Origin of the sequence: Cognaticolwellia mytili (genome assembly GCF_002104475.1) — a bacterium.
GTDB classification, from domain to species: Bacteria; Pseudomonadota; Gammaproteobacteria; order Enterobacterales; family Alteromonadaceae; genus Cognaticolwellia; species Cognaticolwellia mytili.
In genome coordinates this window covers 635,625-654,522 of record NZ_NBOF01000001.1, presented here as the reverse complement: position 1 = coordinate 654,522, position 18,898 = coordinate 635,625, and the positions used below count along the sequence as shown (strand labels likewise).

18 protein-coding genes are annotated in these 18,898 nt (G+C 37.9%); 11 read left to right on the top strand and 7 right to left on the bottom strand.

From position 1 onward, the window contains the following. Positions 1–30: 30 nt before the first annotated feature. The gene (gene dinG / locus B7C41_RS02790) at positions 31–2,133 is read left to right on the top strand and encodes an ATP-dependent DNA helicase DinG (protein WP_085297225.1); all 2,103 of its coding nucleotides are present in this window, start codon (positions 31–33) and stop codon (positions 2,131–2,133) included. Between the two features lie 81 nt (positions 2,134–2,214). Here dinG and B7C41_RS02785 read toward each other — a convergent pair whose 3' ends face one another. Next, on the bottom strand, positions 2,215–2,415 hold the full coding sequence (locus tag B7C41_RS02785) for a hypothetical protein (protein ID WP_085297224.1): 201 nt from the start codon (positions 2,413–2,415) through the stop codon (positions 2,215–2,217). Between the two features lie 110 nt (positions 2,416–2,525). Between B7C41_RS02785 and B7C41_RS02780 the strand changes: the two genes are divergently transcribed. Beyond that, a complete protein-coding gene (locus B7C41_RS02780; protein ID WP_143764268.1) occupies positions 2,526–3,395 on the top strand; it encodes a LysR family transcriptional regulator in 870 nt (289 codons plus the stop codon). A gap of 36 nt (positions 3,396–3,431) precedes the next feature. Here B7C41_RS02780 and B7C41_RS02775 read toward each other — a convergent pair whose 3' ends face one another. From B7C41_RS02775 to pdsO, 5 genes are all read right to left on the bottom strand, one after another. Continuing rightward, complete coding sequence (locus B7C41_RS02775; RefSeq protein WP_085297222.1) at positions 3,432–3,944, bottom strand: hypothetical protein; 513 nt, start codon at positions 3,942–3,944, stop codon at positions 3,432–3,434. Between the two features lie 179 nt (positions 3,945–4,123). Next, a complete protein-coding gene (locus B7C41_RS02770; RefSeq protein ID WP_085297221.1) occupies positions 4,124–4,495 on the bottom strand; it encodes a VOC family protein in 372 nt (123 codons plus the stop codon). 178 nt (positions 4,496–4,673) lie between these two features. Continuing rightward, positions 4,674–4,832 (bottom strand): YqaE/Pmp3 family membrane protein, encoded by a 159-nt coding sequence (locus B7C41_RS02765; RefSeq protein WP_085297220.1) that lies wholly within the window; start codon positions 4,830–4,832, stop codon positions 4,674–4,676. 94 nt (positions 4,833–4,926) lie between these two features. Next, a complete protein-coding gene (locus tag B7C41_RS02760) occupies positions 4,927–5,466 on the bottom strand; it encodes a DUF924 family protein (protein ID WP_085297219.1) in 540 nt (179 codons plus the stop codon). A gap of 225 nt (positions 5,467–5,691) precedes the next feature. Further along, positions 5,692–6,573 carry a sortase-associated OmpA-like protein PdsO gene (pdsO, locus tag B7C41_RS02755; RefSeq protein WP_085297218.1) on the bottom strand — a complete coding sequence of 294 codons (882 nt, stop codon included), beginning with the start codon at positions 6,571–6,573 and terminating at the stop codon, positions 5,692–5,694. Between the two features lie 316 nt (positions 6,574–6,889). On the opposite strand from pdsO, the gene pdsR reads away from it, so the two are divergent. The 8 genes from pdsR to B7C41_RS02715 all read left to right on the top strand — a co-directional run bounded on the left by pdsR (position 6,890) and on the right by B7C41_RS02715 (position 17,093). Next, entirely contained in the window at positions 6,890–7,615 is a 726-nt protein-coding gene (gene pdsR / locus B7C41_RS02750) for a proteobacterial dedicated sortase system response regulator (protein WP_085297217.1), read from the top strand. 12 nt (positions 7,616–7,627) lie between these two features. Further along, positions 7,628–9,850, top strand: a complete 2,223-nt coding sequence (pdsS, locus tag B7C41_RS02745) for a proteobacterial dedicated sortase system histidine kinase (RefSeq protein ID WP_085297216.1) — start codon at positions 7,628–7,630, stop codon at positions 9,848–9,850. 133 nt (positions 9,851–9,983) lie between these two features. Further along, positions 9,984–10,403 carry a hypothetical protein gene (locus tag B7C41_RS02740; protein ID WP_085297215.1) on the top strand — a complete coding sequence of 140 codons (420 nt, stop codon included), beginning with the start codon at positions 9,984–9,986 and terminating at the stop codon, positions 10,401–10,403. A 192-nt stretch (positions 10,404–10,595) separates the two neighbouring features. After that, positions 10,596–12,425 carry a protein translocase subunit SecD gene (gene secD / locus B7C41_RS02735; RefSeq protein WP_085297688.1) on the top strand — a complete coding sequence of 610 codons (1,830 nt, stop codon included), beginning with the start codon at positions 10,596–10,598 and terminating at the stop codon, positions 12,423–12,425. Beyond that, positions 12,422–13,342 carry a protein translocase subunit SecF gene (gene secF / locus B7C41_RS02730; RefSeq protein ID WP_085297214.1) on the top strand — a complete coding sequence of 307 codons (921 nt, stop codon included), beginning with the start codon at positions 12,422–12,424 and terminating at the stop codon, positions 13,340–13,342. The genes secD and secF overlap by 4 nt, the downstream gene beginning before the upstream one ends. A gap of 324 nt (positions 13,343–13,666) precedes the next feature. After that, the gene (locus B7C41_RS02725; protein ID WP_158089073.1) at positions 13,667–14,281 is read left to right on the top strand and encodes an ATP-binding cassette domain-containing protein; all 615 of its coding nucleotides are present in this window, start codon (positions 13,667–13,669) and stop codon (positions 14,279–14,281) included. Continuing rightward, positions 14,278–15,381 (top strand): DUF6136 family protein, encoded by a 1,104-nt coding sequence (locus tag B7C41_RS02720; protein ID WP_085297212.1) that lies wholly within the window; start codon positions 14,278–14,280, stop codon positions 15,379–15,381. Before B7C41_RS02725 ends, B7C41_RS02720 begins: the two co-directional genes overlap by 4 nt. Positions 15,382–15,665: 284 nt before the next feature. Continuing rightward, the gene (locus B7C41_RS02715; RefSeq protein ID WP_085297211.1) at positions 15,666–17,093 is read left to right on the top strand and encodes a M28 family peptidase; all 1,428 of its coding nucleotides are present in this window, start codon (positions 15,666–15,668) and stop codon (positions 17,091–17,093) included. A 177-nt stretch (positions 17,094–17,270) separates the two neighbouring features. Here the strand turns inward: B7C41_RS02715 and queE are convergent, their stop codons facing one another. Further along, the gene (queE, locus tag B7C41_RS02710) at positions 17,271–17,945 is read right to left on the bottom strand and encodes a 7-carboxy-7-deazaguanine synthase QueE (RefSeq protein ID WP_085297210.1); all 675 of its coding nucleotides are present in this window, start codon (positions 17,943–17,945) and stop codon (positions 17,271–17,273) included. Positions 17,946–18,014: 69 nt separating this feature from the next. On the opposite strand from queE, the gene queC reads away from it, so the two are divergent. Next, complete coding sequence (gene queC / locus B7C41_RS02705; RefSeq protein ID WP_085297209.1) at positions 18,015–18,674, top strand: 7-cyano-7-deazaguanine synthase QueC; 660 nt, start codon at positions 18,015–18,017, stop codon at positions 18,672–18,674. Positions 18,675–18,898 lie beyond the last annotated feature (224 nt).

Here is an 18,898-nt window from a genome sequence, read left to right as displayed (position 1 = left end):
ATCTGTTCCCGATAGGAAACCAAAGCCGCGATGTTAAGCGATAAAATTAAGCAAGTGATCCGTGCTTCCTACAAAAGCATAGGTGAAAACTTAACCAACTTTAACCCACGTAAGCAACAAACATTCTTAATTGCTGAAATAGCTAAAACCCTTGCCGGAGAATATGACAAGCAGCGCAAAATTATTACCATTGAAGCTGGTACCGGTACCGGAAAATCTTTAGCCTATGCTTTAGGGTCAATTCCATTAGCAATAAGTCGCGATAAAAAAGTGTGTATTGCAACAGCGACCGTGGCATTGCAAGAGCAATTAGTCGACAAAGATTTACCTTTCTTAAAAAAGCACAGCGGCCTTGATTTTAATTTCACCTTGGCAAAAGGTCGGCAACGTTATGTTTGTCGACAAAAATTAGCTCAAGCGGTAGCCAATGATGACAGCCCACAAGTAGGTTTTACTTTCGCTGAAAAACCGCAAGCGCATGATATAAGAATGCTCAATAATATGCATAAAGCGCTAACCGATAACTCATGGTCTGGCGATATAGACTCTTGGCCTGATCCGGTTAATCACAGTATTTGGCAACAAATACAGGCCGACAAACATAGCTGTTTAAAGCATTTATCCGATCACACTCATTGCCCATTTCACAAAGCAAGAGAGACCATGGAAGCTGCCGATGTGCTCGTGGTAAACCATAGTTTATTACTTGCTGACTTAGAGCTAGGCGGTGGTAGAATATTACCCAGCCCTGAAGATACTTTTTACATAATTGACGAAGCACATCACCTACCAAAGGTTACGCGTGACCACTCCAGTGCAAGCCTAACCATCAAGGGAGCCATTGATTGGCTTGGAAAGTTGCAAGAAACCGGTGATAAAATTGCAAAGTTAGTAAAATCGAACAGTGCAATATCTCCGTCGATAAAATTAGCTGATGATTGCCAAGATATTCTTGTTGATATGCAAAAGGTGCTGGCTTTTATTGACAATAATCGCAGTATATATTTTCACGAATCTGCAGCAAATAACAGCAAGAATCAAACACCTTTGTACCGCTATGAAAATGGTGTTATTCCACCAACGCTAAAGAATTGGGCAGAAGATTTAAGCGAAAGCTCAAAGAAATCTTTAAGCCATTTAAATAAGCTTTATAACTTATTAATGGAATCGGTGAAGGATGGTGAAACCCAAATGTTTTTAGCTGAACCACTGTTAGCCGAAGCGGGATTTATGATTCAGCGGCTAGAAAATTTTAATGCGCTTTGGTTGTTATATGCTAAAACCGATAGCGAAAAAGGTGCCCCAATGGCACGTTGGATGGAACAATTAGAAGGTAAACGCAGCGACTTTTTACTTTGCGCTTCACCGATTGAAGTGGGTTTTGCCTTAGAAGATATGCTGTGGTCAAAATGTGAAGGTGCCGTATTGTGTTCGGCAACTATTTTAGCACTTAATTCATTTGACCATTTTCGCCGACAAGCTGGTTTGCGAACCGATGATGGTAGCCAATATCTAAAAGTCGACTCACCATTCGACTATCAGAACAATGCCCAACTCATTATTCCTAAAATGCAGTATGAACCCAGTGCTGATCAATTTACTGACGAGCTTATCGAAAAACTGCCAACCATGCTTAAACGCGGTAAAGCAAGCTTAGTGTTGTTTTCATCTTATTGGCAAATGGACAAGGTTGTAACTGCCCTGCGCGAAAAAACTAAACTGAGCTTTTTAGTACAAGGCGAACAATCGCGACAAAAAATTATAGAAACGCACAAAGCATTATGTGACAAAGAGCAGGAAAGCATTATCTTTGGTACCCAAAGTTTCTCGGAAGGATTAGATTTACCCGGTGAATACTTAACCAACGTTATTATTACCAAACTACCTTTTTCAGTGCCTTCTTCTCCGGTTGAAGAAGCACAGGCTGAGTATATAACGGCTAAAGGCGGTAATCCTTTTATGTCGATTTCAGTACCAGAAACCTCGAAAAAATTGATCCAAGCAACCGGACGATTACTCAGAAATGAGAAAGATTTCGGCTTCGTGACCTTAATGGACAAGCGCGTTGTCAGTAAACGTTACGGCAAAGACTTATTAAACTCTCTTCCGCCATTTAAACGAGTGATAGAGTAATTTTTATACCTTCAGTTTTCATAATCTTATCGATGTTTTTTAGTTACATTTTACCAATAAAAAAATTTATTCAAGCTACTGTTAGTGCTCTATACCCAAACCACTTGAAAATGCAGGATTCAGCAAGTCGAAAAGGGTTAGCACCAAGGCATTGATTGAAAGGAATGGTTGTTCCATTGTTAAAATCAATAACGCCGGAGATGACCCTTTATCGCCTTGCCCTGCGGGAGCTAAGCTAGAAAACCAGTGCAGCGTTGCGGCACTTGATAAGGGAATAACCATTATCTGCGTGCCGTGCCTTGCTCTGATTTCCTAGCTTAACTCTGAAACTGCATTTTCAAGTGGCTTGGGTATATAATAGCGAAAGTGCTATTAGCTGTTTAGGTAAAAAAATGGAAAACTGGGATGATTACCGTCTTATTTTAGCGCTGCACCGTGGAAAGACATTAAGAAATGCAGCGCAACAACTAACGTTAAACCACAGTACCGTTTCACGTCGTCTCGCTAGCTTAAATCAAAAGTATGGTTCAGATATATTTGATTTAAGCCCTAAAGGATATGTACTGACTGCTTTAGGACAGAGTTTACTGCTATCAGCAGAAAAAATTGAACAATTTGCTTTTAATGATAATCGGCTTAAACGCGCGCATCAACCGGACTTAACAGGGGAAATAAACCTTTCAATTCCCCCTGCGATTGGACAGTACTTATTGCTTGATGAGTTACATAGTTTTCAACAGCAATATCCGCAAATAACACTTAACGTGCAAACTTCGTATCAAATAGTCAATTTGGATAGATGCGAGGCAGACGTAGTGATTAGAGTGTCCAACCAACCGAGCGAGCACTTAGTAGGACATAGGTTATTTCCGATTATATTAAGTTACTATGCCAGTAAGCAGTATTTAATGGATAACTCTATTGATGATTATCAATGGATAACAAGTACGGCAAATTTAACACCAAGTTGGATTGAACAATCGCCTTATCCTACGGCAAATATTGCCATGAGAATTGAAGACCTTGTTCTGCGTCATCATGCTGCAGCGCAAGGCCAGGGCATAATATTAGGCGCATGTTATATTGCTGATTCAATGGCAAACCTTCAACGTATCGATAATAAAAAAACCTTTCCACATCAAGATATTTGGGTATTAACTCATCCTGATTTAAAACAAATTCCTCGTATTAAGTTATTAATGACCTTTTTAACAAAAGCTTTGAGAGCAAAAGAAAAGCTAATTAATGGAACATTAACCTAAAACGCCAGTCATCTAACAATGATAAAGAAAAGTTGACTAACTCTTAGGTAAAAAACTAACGGTACTTTCTGGCTTATGTAAGGCAAATGCGGTTATCTCCCACCCTTTTGGATTTTTATTAAGAAAGTACGTTGCGCCAGCACGATCATACACCTCGCCATTTGCTAAATACCGAACGGCAACATTGCTTGCTAACGCGATGTTTTCAGCTAAAAGTTTAATTTCTACTTTTTCCCAAGCGACTTTGTTAACACCTTTTTCTTTAAGACCGTTTAAAAAGCCAGTAACACCTTTGTTCATACTTTCAGGTGTCAATATCACAGGTTTACCACCAGTCATTAGCATAATTTGATCTGCATAAAGTACAGGAGACTGCTTTAATTTCTGATTTGTTATGAAGTGGTTATACTTAGTCATGTAGCTGTTGAATAGTTGCTGAACTTTCGATTTTTCATCAACAACACTATCGTTTGTCGATTCATTTGCAGCAGTGCTATAGCTAGCAATCAGCATGCTTAAAGGTAGTAAAAATAATAATGGTGAATTCAAAATTTATCCTTAATTGATATCAAGTTACTTGGTGTCAATTACATTATCATCGGAAAATTTTGCTGTCGTGGATTAAAAACTTTACTCGGTGTTGCAAGAATGCAACACCGAGTAAACTAATGGAATATGTTGAAACATTTCAAAAAAATTTAATGCTTTATAAAATTTGAATATTAACGTTATCGATGTTGGTCAATAAGAATAGCGTTACCATCAGGGTCTACAAATGAAAAGCTTGCAGGCCCTTGCTCGCCTTCTATGGTTTTATGGGTGACTTCAATGCCTTGTTGCTCTACCTGTGCCAGTAACTCTCTAACATCAGTAAACTTATCTACGTTGCCCGCACTTTGATCCCAACCAGGATTGAAGGTCAGTATATTTCCCTCAAACATACCCTGAAAAAGGCCGATATTGGTTGCCCCGTTTTTCATAATCAAATAGTTATGCGCCATTTCACCAGCAAAAACACTGAAACCTAGTTTCTGATAAAAATCTCTTGATTTTTCTAAGTCTTTTACCGCTAAGCTTACTGAAAAGCAATCTAGTTTCATCGTCTTGTCCTCATAATTGGCCGTTATTGACAAATAAAAATGCCAAATCGGTCTTTAAAAATGAAAATCCCATTGTAAGTATCATTATTACAATGGGAATTAAATATGCATGGTTTACTGCGCTGTAAAGATTATTAAGTGCTATGCACTATCTTAAAAGCATCAAAAGCTAATTTTTTTACTTTGTGATCAACCATATAGCGTGTAACACACCGGGTATAAAGAACAGAAAACATAAAATAATATTGATCAATAAATCTTTTCCTACACCAGATTTTAAGAACACCGCGACTGGCGGCAACAAAATCGCAAGAATGATATGTACTAACTTATTCATATAGACTTCCTTTTTTAATTGTTTTTTGGGTATTTATATGAAAAACGAATTGTATTTCATCCTCTTAATTATTAGCACAAATGACGATTTTTGCTTAAAAAGAAGAATCAGGCTGTTGTAAAAACACTAGCTCTTCCGCACTAGACTCGCGCGATAAAATGACATTTCGATGTGGATATCGGCCAAATTTAGTAATGATGTCTTGATGTTTTATTTCAAATGCTAAATTAGATGCATTACCTAATTTGCTATATAGCTTCAGAGCTTCTTGATGAATAATAGCTGACTCGCTGTGCATATAGGGTAAATACATAAAACTACGCCTATTTTCAGCAATATCTTGATCTTCTTGCCGTGATACGGCTTCTTGTGCCAAAACTAATGCAAGTGTATCGCAAGCAAAGGCCTTTGCATTATCACGAAAAATATTACGAGAAAATTGATCTAATACAATTATTTCTGCCAATCGCCCTTCTGCAGTTGCACGCCACGGGTATAACTCACCACGATTGGCACGCTGATGAATATCTAAGAACCGTTTTCGTATTTCTTGATCAAACGCTTCATCTTTAACCCACCATTGTACAGGTGATATTTCATTAAACCAAAAATCAATAACCACTTTATAATCCATACACATTCTCTATTGTTAAACTGACCTTTCTTAGCTTAGGTTAACTCATTCATTAAAGTCTAGTGTGATTAAAGCGTATAAATTAAGCAAAAAAAACCAAGGCGGGAGACCTTGGCTTTATATTCAATGTAAATTCAATATTACTGGTAATACTTAATTTTTTTAATGGCGATACACCTCCTTTATTCTAAATACAATAATCTACGAGTTAAATTTAAAAAATACCTAGAAGTTGTTTGCCATCTGCGCACTATCATCATTGAGAGGTGTGCTTACTACAGCTTCATTTTTAAGCTTAATTACCACTCGACGGTCGTAAAAACTGACTTCTTTGTCATTTGAAGCAACCACAGGTTGCTGCTCGCCGAAAGCATATAGGTTAATTCGGTCTGCTCTAACTCCTTGGTCAATCAAAGCGCTTTTAACCGCGTTGATGCGTGCTAATGAAAGCGCTTGGTTTAATTCATCACTTCCTTGTTTATCGGTATAGCCAGAAAGATCTATGGTTAACTCAGGTGACTGTTTTACAATACTGACTAAGGCTGTTAGTTGTTCTTGATAGTGATCTTTAATTTCACTAGAGCCAGTTGAAAATTGTAAACTCATCAATAAGTTTTGTGCTTGTAATAAGCTTGTGGTTTGATAGCTTTTTTCTAAAGCAAGTAACTGGCGTTGATATGCTTGTTCCGTATGTGCAATTTTATCCTGATAAGCAACTAATGCTGTTTCATTACTTTGTTTTTCTTCTTGATAAGCGACTGAAAGTGTTTCAATTTCATCTTCGGCATTGATGTTTTTTGCAATAAAATTGCCCGCTAAGCCAGTAATGAATGCCCCGGCTGGACCGCCAAAAATTGCCCCAATAACCATACCTGTGCCAAAGCCAATTTCTTCATTAAGTTGCGCATCTTTTTCTTGAGTAGTTTTCTCTTGTTGCGAGCTCTCCTGCCAATCATTATTTTGCGTATTAGCAAATGCCGGCGAGATTGATAAAACTGAGATTAAAGCGGCACTGATAAATGTATGTGCCAAAGGCTTTTTGTTTGCAGTTTTCATCACTTTGCCTGAATGAGTTAGTTTATTGTTTGTGAATAATTGAGTAGTCATAATATTTCCTCTAATTTAACGTTGTTTTTAAAAGTCATTTCAAAAAATAAAAACAGATAAGAATATTTACTTCATTGGTTAGCGGCATCTTTCGATTGAGCTTCTTATTCGGTATTTCTTTTCGTTCTTCTTTTCGCCTTTCTTTTTGATGAAGCTATTAAACCGCAGGAAAACGACCACTTACCGACGCAAATATGGCAATTCACTGAACAAATGTGGCAACATTATGGCAATTGCAACAATTAGCAGCATCGCTGTGATTTATTCGATATGATGCAAGCGAAAATGACCATTGATAACAAGGTAACTAACAAAAATGTCAAAACGGATCGCGATTGTTGAAGATGATGCCGCAATTAGAGAAAACTATGCAGATGCTTTACGTTTACAGGGCTATCAGGTACAAACTTATCCTAATAAAGCCACAGCAATGCAGGCATTTGCTTTACGCTTACCCCATTTAGCGATATTAGATATAGGTTTAGAGCATGAATACGATGCCGGCTTTGAAATATGTCAATGGTTAAGAACTATGTCGAATACCTTACCAATTATATTTTTAACCGCACGCGATAGCGATGTTGATACCGTTTCAGGCTTAAGAATTGGCGCTGATGATTACTTAACTAAAGACATTAGCCTGCCACATTTAGCCGCGCGCATAGCCGCGTTATTTCGTCGACAAGACGCTTTAGGGAAACCTCAACAAACTGATCACTTACTAAAACTTGGCGCGTTAACGATAGACAGCCAACGTATGACGGTAGAGTGGAATGAACAGATGGTTGATTTAACTATTACTGAATTTTGGATGCTTTATGCCTTGGCAAAACACCCCGGTCATGTCAAAAACAGAAGTCAGCTAATGCAAGACTCAAAAATCTATGTTGATGACTCTACTATCACCTCACATATAAAACGTATACGGAAGAAATTCAACCGTTTAGACGCTAATTTTAATTGTATCGATACTGTCTATGGCATGGGTTATCGATGGAATCAAAATCCGGTGCAAAATGAAGCAGAACAACTAGGTAAATAACGAGTAATAACGATGAAATGGCGCTTTGGCTTAAGAAGTAAATTACTTCTCTTATCAGGATTTCTATTTACCATCCCGTGGTTTGGCTACCAATATGTTTGGGAAATGGAAAAATACCTGCGCTACGGCCAAGAGCAAACCATTATAGGCACTGCGAGAGCACTTGCCACCGCCATGCATGAACGGGCGAATTTATTTAATAATCAAGCAAGTTTTCTACCCAGTGTCGAAAAAGGCAAAGATTTGTACAGCTATGGCCTTTCAGCCCCCATACAACTTGACGGTTTAAATAATGACTGGCCAGACTTTGCTAACAAAGCACATTTTTATCAGCAAAATAATCAACTATATACCCAATTACCGCCTGAGCAATTATCAATAAACTTTACTGCAGCGGTAGGTACTTACGGTAAATACCTCTACTTATACTTTTCGATAATAGACAACGAAGTCATTTACCGTAATAGTAACGCACGTAGCATAGTTAATAACGATCACTTAGAATTGGCTTTTATCAATCCCGACGGAGTTTTTAGTCGATTTATCATCAGCAATAAGACCACAGGTTGGATAGATGCCTACCGTATTACTGATGTTCAAAGCGACATTCCTGTGCCAGCAACACAAATTCAAGGTCATTGGCGTGATACTAGTCAAGGCTACAATGTCGAAATCCGTATTCCATTAACCGAATTTAACGACCATATCGCTTTTGCTGTACATGATGTTGACCGCCCTTTAGGTAATGTTATTGCGTCATTAGGCTCAGCAGATCCGAGCTCAGCAGAAACCTTAGGGACAATTTTGGTACCCTCGCCTGAAATTGAACGTATTGTTAAAGGCATGAGTTATACCAACTCCAGTATTTGGGTGGTTGACCAACACCACAGAGTATTAGCAAAAACGGGGGACATTAAGCAAGCCAGCGGCGTGTGGAATAAGCGTGTTAATAACAACGAAAGTGATGCTTCATCAGATAACTTTATCTTAAATGCTTTGATGCGTACTTGGTATAGCATTGAAAGAAATTGGCTAAAACCGTTCTACGAAAAAATACTGACTCAACCACCACGTAACTTTATTGACCAATTGTATGATTCTGAAAACTTAACCGGCAAACATATTGAAAGTGCATTAAGTGGCGAGCCAATGTCGCAATGGCGTTTATCAACCGATCAACAAGCCGTTGTGTTATCTGCCGCTTACCCTATTTTTATTGATGAAAGCGTTAAAGGTGTGGTGATCGTTGAAGAAACCACAAACGGTATACGCACTTTAAGAAATCAAGCACTTGAGAAACTATTTAGTTCGATACTCAGCATTATGCTCTTAGGCGCTTTAGCATTTTTCCTTTTTGCTTCACGCATATCTAATCGTATTAGAACCTTGAGCAATCAAGCTGAGATGGCCATTGACGAACATGGCCGCATTAGTGGTAATGTTGATACATCAACCACTAATGATGAAATTGGTGATTTATCACGAAGCTTTGCTACAGCAGTAAATCGTCTCGGTCAATACAATCATTATCTAGAGAATATGTCTTCAAGACTTTCCCATGAATTACGAACTCCGATTGCTGTGGTGCGTACCTCATTAGAAACCTTGGCAATGCAGCATCAAAGTCTCAGTAATAATGAAAGTCACGATACAACGGCGTTATCAGAAGAAAATCCTTACTTAACGCGAGCACAGCGCGGTGTTGAACGACTCAGCCTTATTCTAACCAATATGAACGAAGCCACCAGAATTGAGCAAATCCTGCAAAATACAGACAAAAGCCAATTTGATATCGGTGAAGTTATCAATGGTTGTATGCAAGGCTATCAGTTGATTTATAAGGACATTGACTTTACTTGCACTGATATTCCAGAAGGAAAGTATCAACTTATCGGTTCACCTGAGCATATCGCACAACTACTTGATAAAGTCATCGCCAACGCGGTTGAATTTTGTGATGATCAAAAAGTTCAGCTGGAATTTAGCTCTACTACACAAGAATGCTGCATTACAATTAAAAACAATGGTGAGTTATTACCTGAGCAAATGAGTGAGCAACTTTTTGATTCTATGGTGTCGATTAGGCAAAAACATAACAATGAGCAGCCGCATTTGGGCTTAGGATTATATATTGCTCGTTTAATTTGTCAGTTTCATCATGGCTCGATAAAAGCTATTAACAATACGCTAAAACAAGGGGTTGACGTGAAAATCAGCTTACCGTTAATTAAGTAGCCACTCAGTCACCGTAATTTCGAAGTCTCAGTTTGGTATTTACTCACTTAATTTATACTAAAATAAGTAAAGCTGTTGAAATATAGACAAAGCCCCCTATATCATTGGGTATCTTAAAGAAGTGTTTGTTCTTATGTGGCGTCAATTAGCAGTAATGTTATTTGTTTTAGTAGTAGCTCACACAGCTAGCGCTTTGCCGATCCCCGATGCTTTTAATGATGGATATTCAACTCATACTAAAAATTCTCAAATTGAGCAGCAAACAACTTCAATTTTTGATGACGTAGAGCCAAAAGATTTATTTAATCTTCAAAGGCTAAATCGGATCAGCCCGGCTTTATTCAATGCAGAAATACAAACCACACCAAACTATGTCTTAGTCGTCGAGTTTTTTAAAGTTAAGCTTACCGCTGGCTTGTATAAAAACTTAATCAATCCACCGTTAATAACGCCTTGGTTTGAACAATTAAGCCATAAAAATAATTCATCTCGACTTTCTGGCTGGAAAGACGGCAACTTTTTATATTCATCTAGCACTACATACCACAGTTAATTCATTAAAAGCAGTTCAATAAAACAATAACGTTTTAGCTTTTGGACTGTAAAAATCAACTATTTACCTTTTTCAATACCAATATTAATCCATTGGTTACTTGTCGTATTTGCTATTTTTTAATTGGCTTTTTCAATGGATTTTCACATTAAAAAAGCAATTTACGACAAGTCTTTATGTAGAGATTTTATAATGAATTCACGTACAACTACCCAAGAAAAAAATGTGAAATGGCAAAACATTGTCATTATTTTCATCTTGCTATTTATGCTTGTAAGCGCCTTACCAAACTTATATACCGACAAGATGAATATCCGCCTTGTCAACAACAACGCTCAAAGCGAAGCAATAGCTCCCCAAGATATTAATGCTTTGCTCGCCAACAAAAATATTACTGTTGAGGGAATTAAAACATCAACGAGTGGCACAACCATTACCTTGAAAAATAAAACCGATCAACATGCTATAGAAAAACTGTTAACAAAAAACTATGGTGATGATTATACCGTTGAAAGTTCAATAAGAAATGATTCACCAGCATGGTTAACGTCATTAAACGGCAAGCCGATAAAATTAGGCTTAGATCTTAGTGGTGGTGTGTTATTTGTACTCGATGTTGATACTGAACGTGCATTATCCGACAGGTTAAAAGGCATCGCTTTAGATATTAAATCTATCGCAATAGAAAACAGAATTCGACTAGGCAAAGTATCACAGCCCAACAACCATTCAATCATCATTGATTTTTCTTCTGCTAAACAAGCGGCTAATGAACAGTTATTAACAAAAATTAATAGCAACTACCCTGAACTTACTGAAAAAAAATTGGCTGAAAATAAAATTGTTTTGAGTTTTAGCTCACAGGAACAAACTAAGTTTCGCCAAGAAATCATGAAACAAACGCTTAAAACCATGCGCGGCCGCATCGAAGAATTAGGCATCACGGAAGCGGTTACTCAAAAACAAGGTAAAAATAGAATTCGTATTGAATTACCTGGTGTGCATGATCCTGAAGAAGCAAAAAAGATTATTGGCGCTACCGCCTCATTAGACTTTTATCAATTGGCAGAGAATGCTAGAGCCGCAGGTATTTTACAAATGAGTGACAAAAATGGTCGTAAACTCAAAATGAATAGTCAGGTGATATTTTCTGGTGCCAATATTAAAAACGCTCGCTCAGGTCAAGATGAAATGGGTATGCCGTTAGTTAATCTAACGTTGGATGCTGTTGGCGGTAAAAAGATGTCGCTTTTTTCCAAGAAAAATGTCGGTAAGCCCATGGTTACCGTATTCTCTGAATTTTATCGTAATACTCAAGATGAAATGGTGAAGAAGAGTAAGGTGATTAATGTTGCCACTATTCAACAACACTTAGGCTCACAATTTAGCATTACCAATATGTCGAGCCTTCAAGATGCACAAGAGCTAGCGTTATTGTTACGTGCAGGTTCATTAACGGCTCCTGTAACCATTGTAAAACAACGCAGTATTGAAGCAACACTTGGTGTTGATAATATAGACAACGGCATTAAAGCATTAACCATAGGTATTACTTTTACTTTGTTATTTATGGTTTTTTGGTATCGAGCGTTAGGTGTTATCGCTAACATTGCCTTGGCATTAAATTTGGTCAGTTTACTTGGCTTAATGTCATTATTACCTGGCGCTGTACTGACACTTCCCGGCATTGCGGGCTTAGTGCTAACAGTAGGTATGGCGGTTGATACCAACGTACTTATTTTCGAGCGGATAAAAGAAGAATTAAAACGTGGTCGCAAAGTAATTTCTGCCATTGAATTGGGTTATAAAAGTGCATTTTCAACTATTTTAGATGCCAATATCACCACCATGATCACCGGTATTATTCTCTATTCCATCGGCTATGGTCCAGTAAAAGGCTTTGCCATCATTTTATGCTTGGGCATTTTAACCAGTATGTTTACCGGTGTTTTTGTTTCAAAAGCACTGACCAATTTATCTATTCGAGAAAACAAGTCACAGCTACTTGGAGTTAACCTATGAACAATTTCCTATTAAATCAAAGCCAAGCATTAAGTAAGTTTCGCATGATTAGCTTCTATTTTGCTGCAGTGCTTGTGCTATTTTCATTATTCGGACTCTTTAGTCACGGACTTAACCTTGGTTTAGACTTTACCGGTGGTTACCTGACAGAATTCTCGACACAAGAATCGCTTAGCCAAAAGAAAATGACTGCGCTATTAACCTCATATTTACCTGATACCTTTGGGTTGTCTTCCGCTGAAAATGGTACACATTGGAGCGTACAACAAGTTGATAATGATACCAGCTTAAAAGGAAAAGCATGGTTAGCAGAGTTTTCCCAACAAAGTGGCTTAACCATTACACCACAAGATGCTATTTATATCGGTAGTCAGGTAGGTGAAGAGCTAATTAACCAAGGTGGCTTGGCATTATTAACCGCGGTGATCGTGATACTGTTCTATCTATCGTTTAGGTTTGAATGGCGCTTGGCTGCGGGCTCAGTCATTGCTCTTTTTCATGACGTTATTATTGTACTTGGGCTATTTGCTTGGTTCGGCATTTCATTTGATTTAACTATTCTAGCGAGCCTACTCGCCATTATTGGTTATTCATTAAATGACTCCATTATTGTCGGTGACAAAATACGAGAAATCATGAAAAGAAATCATGAAAAAAATATAGAAAACATTATTAATTTAGCGATAAAAGCCACCATAGTGCGAACATTAATCACCTCAGGCACGACGCTTGCGACAATATTAGCCATTTACTTTTTTGCAGGGGAATCATTAACGGGCTTTGCTATCGCGCTATTTTGTGGAATTTTAGTGGGTACGTTTTCATCCATTGCTATTTCGGCAACGGTACCGCAGCTACTGGGCTTAACGGCTGATTATTACAACAAAAAAGAGCAAGAGGTTTGTCAGTTACCTTAATTATTTTTAACAGTTAACTTCTGACTTGAATACACCTATTTGTCAATAAATAGGTGTATTCACTAGAGCTATTTTGGCGCTAAACATCTCATTTTTTACCAACAAAACATTTCATTATTATGATTAATCTGTAAATTTTGCCTTCGAACAACCATAGCTAATAAAATAAATATTAAACCATGTAACAATCAAACCACTGATAAATAAAGTTAACCTACAACCATAGAGTATAATTACACTCCCTCTCCTTTACATATTTAAACATTGCAGATAGTGGCTTTATTTTGCATAGTGCGCTTGTCACTTTTAGCTTTAGGAAGTTTTTTGCTTAGATTCAAATCTGTTTCAAAGTTTTATCAAAAGAATGTAGTACTTCATAACCTGACCTGCAATTTTGATGCTAAAAGATATTGTATTGTTGGTCCTAACGGCTGTGGCAAAACGACCATGTTAATGCTGGCTGCTGGATTAGAGGCAATAAGTGCAGGACAAGTTACTTTTAATGGTGAACCTGTCAATTTAACCACTACTAAGCGACAGTTAGGTATTTCATCAGACAAGCTAGTACTACCCGACTTTTTAACAGCGCAACAGTTGCTGGATTTTCATTGTTCACAACACAACTGCTCCTTCCCTAGTAACATCATTAACCACTTAGAGTTTACTGCCCACTTAACGACTCAAGTTTCCGCTTTATCGTTAGGTAGTTTGAAAAAAATATCGCTGCTTCTAGCCTTAGCGCATCAGCCAAAATGCTTACTGCTTGATGAACCAACTACTGGACTAGATAAAAATAGCCGAGCATGGATACTTGATTACCTCGACGACTATCAAGGACAAGTGATCGTTATAAGTCATGAAAAAGTATTTACCGAAAACTCAAATTACCAGCAAGTAGCACTCTTGGAATTAAATCAAGCGAGTAGTATCACTTTATGACTAAATATCTGCTACTAAGAGGACAGATTTATTATCATGAGTTAAAACAAATGTTGCCTTCTGTTGGACAGTTGCTGGCATTTTTATTATCAATATTGTACTTGGCTATTTCAGCAGCCATATTAACGGCCTTAATATCATTGAGTGTTATTGCGGATCTAAACACCTCATTTGAGCAACGAATTATCTATCAATGGAGTTATTTCCTGCTGCTTTATTTTTTAATTCGCATACAAAAAAGCGCTATTTTAGGTTTGAAGCACCGATACTATTTAGCGAGCTTACCGATATCGCCGAAGTTAAAACATGCGAATACCATATTGTTGACGCTCATTGCCGGTAACTTACCCTTATTAGCGCCAATATTCTTATTATCCTTTATTCCTGACTGGGTTACTTTCGGCAGCCAATTACATTTCCCACTTTTTGCTTTGTCAGTATTGCTTATTGCTTGGCTCAGCCTTAAAAATAACACCTTACCTTGGTTAAGCTTATTGTTGACGCCGTTCGTACTTTTGTTCGCGTTCAAAGCATATACAGTGAGCGCGGTGGCCCTCAATAGCTCAATAATACTGTTATTGTTGATAGAAATTTATTATGAGCCTTTGTCTTTCCTTTCGAACGTATCTTGGAAAGTTAAGTATTACTGGCAAATTCGTTGGATTGCGATAATGAAAGTACCTGAAAATATTCTGATCCGAATATTCTTTTGTGGACTGCTTATTGGCCTAACCGCATACGTGCAGTATAAAATGGGCCAGACAGCTAACGGATATATACAAATATTATTTTGCTGGGTTTTAGCAATATTGATAGGGTCTTATCAATTTGATAATGAAGAGTTTTATCAAGATTACGCATATTATTTAGCTAGTTTATTAAATCAATTTCGTGTGCGTTATTGTTTAGATATTCTACCCGGAATGCTGATTGCATTAATCTCTTGTTTAGCCATGTACTTATGGCTAAATTTTTCAATAAAAATGATCGTGTTATTACCACTAGGTGTTTTGCTGACCATGATAAGTGTTAGTAAATTCCATCGAAATTTCTTTATTCCTCCAAGCCTATTTTATGCTGTTTTTATGTGGATAGAGTAGCAGTGACTTTTATTCAGGAATTATCACCAAAGTAAAACATGCTGTTAGTCAAAACCCGGCGAATGCTGCTATAAATATTTTGACACCGCGCAATACATTTCAATGTAAGTGTAATAATGACCTTGTCACTGAGAAAATAAAATTTCATCACATAGCTTTTGTTTTTTATAAATTCAAAAGTGAGTTGAACTGAAATATTAATAGGATAGACGGACTCGCCAGCATAACTAAATATGATAATCTTTTAGTTGAATTATAATAACAATCAATATTAGGCTGGCATTATGTTTAACCCTTTTGATAAACCAAATAATAAATCACTTCATTCATTTCCCCGAAAGATACTTGGTGTGGTTTGCGTACTTGCCACTTCTCTACCTGTATATGCTTCTACAACCGTTGTGCCACCAAATGAGCAATTAGTATTACGCGAAATACAAAAAAAAGTCAGCGCAGCAAGACTTAAAGCCGATGTCACAACATTAGTCGGTTTTGGCACAAGACACACATTGTCAGAAACAAAATCAACCACCCAGGGTATAGGCGCTGCACGTCGTTGGATTAAGTCAGAATTCGATAAAATTTCAGCACAATGTGGTGGTTGTTTAGAAGTTATCTATCAAAAACAAACATTCTCAGAAGAAAAGCGCATTCCAGAGCCGACTGAAGTGGTTAATGTTATTGCTATTCAACGCGGTCAATTAGATCCAAATCGCTATATCGTGATGTCTGGCGATATAGATTCGAGAGTGACAGACCCGCTTAACTTTACCAGTGCATCTCCAGGCGCTAACGATAATGCCTCGGGCGTTGGTGGAGTCATTGAAGCTGCACGAGTATTGTCACAGCATAAATTTGCAGGAACAGTGGTTTATGCCGCATTATCGGGTGAAGAACAAGGGCTATTTGGCGGAAAAATAATGGCAGGTATTGCCAAAAAAGAAGGTTGGCGAGTTGAAGCCGTTATCAACAATGACATGATTGGTAATATTTCAGGGATTAACGGCGTTATCAACAATACAACGGCAAGAGTATTCTCTGAAGGTGTTCGCTATGTTGAAACATCAGAAGAAGCTAGAAAACGTAGATTTACCGGTGGTGAAGTTGACTCCCCTTCACGAAACGTTGCTCGCTATATTGATCAAATAGCCGATCAATACATACCTAATTTAGACGTTATGATGGTATACAGGTTAGATAGATTTGGACGAGGTGGTCATCACCGTCCATTTAATGCCGTTGGATATCCTGCAGTACGCATTATGGAAACCAATGAGCACTATGATCGCCAACATCAAGATATTCGCACCGAAAACGGCCGAGAGTATGGCGATGTGCTTTCTGGTGTCGACTTTGACTTTACGGCTAAATTAACCTCATTAAATGCCGTTACTATGGCCGCGATGGCTTGGGCGCCACCACCACCAGCACAAACTGAAATTTCAGGTGCTGTTAAAGCATCAACGACACTAAAATGGCAACGCCCTGCTGGCAGCATGGCAAAAAACTTGGCGGGTTATCGAGTGCATTGGCGACTAACCACTGAGCCAACATGGACACACAGTCAATACGTTGGTGATGTCACTGAATTTGAATTAAAGAATATTGTTATTGATAACTATTTCTTTGGTGTTAGCAGCGTGGCTAAAGATGGTTTTGAAAGCCCTGTGGTCTTTCCTGGTCCAGCGGGCTCTTTTGGTGGTTATAAGTAGTTCTTTAAATACACTAAAAGGGTTAAATTAATTAAAAATATAAATGAAATAGTTGTGTTTCAATTCTTACTCAGCGATGGGTAAGAATTGAGGCAAAAATATCAGCACTAACCACTAACAAGTTTATCTACATAACCGCACTAAACCACTTCCTTGATTAAACTACGCGTTATAGAACTATTCAATACCAATATATTTATGCACCTGCACCGACAAACGCCAGTTGTTTTCAATACAAGTGGCAATGGCAAGTTCTGTCGCTCGCTGTTTTTGACTTATTGGTTGCAAGTATACTTGTTTATTTTCTACCTTAAATCTTGTTAATAAGGCTTTAAGGTCGTCAATATGTTGCTCGGTACCAACAGGATGCTTAATTTCATTAGCACGTTCCATTGCACTGGCTAAAATATCGTAACCGCCGCGCATATTAACTTTTGGTGAAACTGTCACCCAACAATCATCAGAGACACGAATTTCAAAGGTGCCAGAAGTTTCGACCTGGCAACTATAGCCTTTCGCTTCAAAGTATTTACACAACTCGGTTAAGTCAACCATACAAGGCTCACCACCCGTAATAACAATGTGCTTAGCTTTAAAGCCTTGCTGTGCGAATACATTAGCAATATCGTCAAGTGATAAATTTGACCATTGCTCAGTTTCTTCAGACTTATCGACTAACTGCTGACTGTTAATTTCAAGTTCAGGGTGAATTTCCCAAGTATGCTTGGTATCACACCATGAGCAGCCAACGGGGCAACCTTGTAAGCGAAGAAAAATCGAAGGTTGGCCAGTAAAAGAGCCCTCACCTTGTAGGGTTTCAAACAATTCATTTATTTTATAACGTGTGGTCATTACTTTAATGCTTAGATAATTTCGAGTAGAATGCGCAAGATTTCATTATACCCCAAGAGATAGATAAATATGAGTAATAAAGTTGTGGTAATTTTTTCCGGCGGCATGGATTCCTTCACTGTGCTTAATCGCGCCCTAAAAGACGGTAAAGAAGTTTATGCCTTAACTTTTGATTATGGCCAGAAACATGTGAAAGAAATAGCCTGTGCCAGCAAAGTGTGTACACAACTTGGCGTTGCTCATAAAGTTATTGATATTTCGGCTATTAACCAATTACTTGCTGGTTCTTCTTTAACAGATGATATTGAAATACCAGAAGGTCATTACGAAGCTGAAAGCATGAAATCGACCGTTGTGCCAAATCGTAATATGATTTTACTATCACTTGCGGTTGGTTATGCTGTTTCAGTTAACGCTTCACAAGTGTATTACGGCGCGCACTCTGGCGACCATGCTATTTACCCTGATTGTCGTCCTGAGTTCGTTATGAAAATGAATGACGTGTGTAAAATTGCTAATTATGAAGCGGTAGAAATATTTAGCCCGTACCTAAGCGTAACTAAAACTGATATTTTAACTGACGGTTTAGAAATGGGTTTACGTTACGATGATACATGGACTTGTTATAACGGTCGTGAAAAAGCGTGTGGAAAATGTGGTGCTTGCCAAGAGCGCTTAGAAGCATTTGCTGATAATAATACGACAGATCCTTTAGCTTACGAAGCATAACTAATAGCGCAATATATAGAAATATTGACCATATATGCTCTTAACTTCCATGTGAGCGCATTATACCGTACATCCTGTACATACACGCTCCTGTGCATCCATGCACTCGCGCTATACCGTACATCCTGTACATACACGCTCCTGTGCATCCATGCACTCGCGCTATACCGTACATCCTGTACATAAAAAAGGGACAATCAATGTCCCTTTTGTGTTTTTATAAT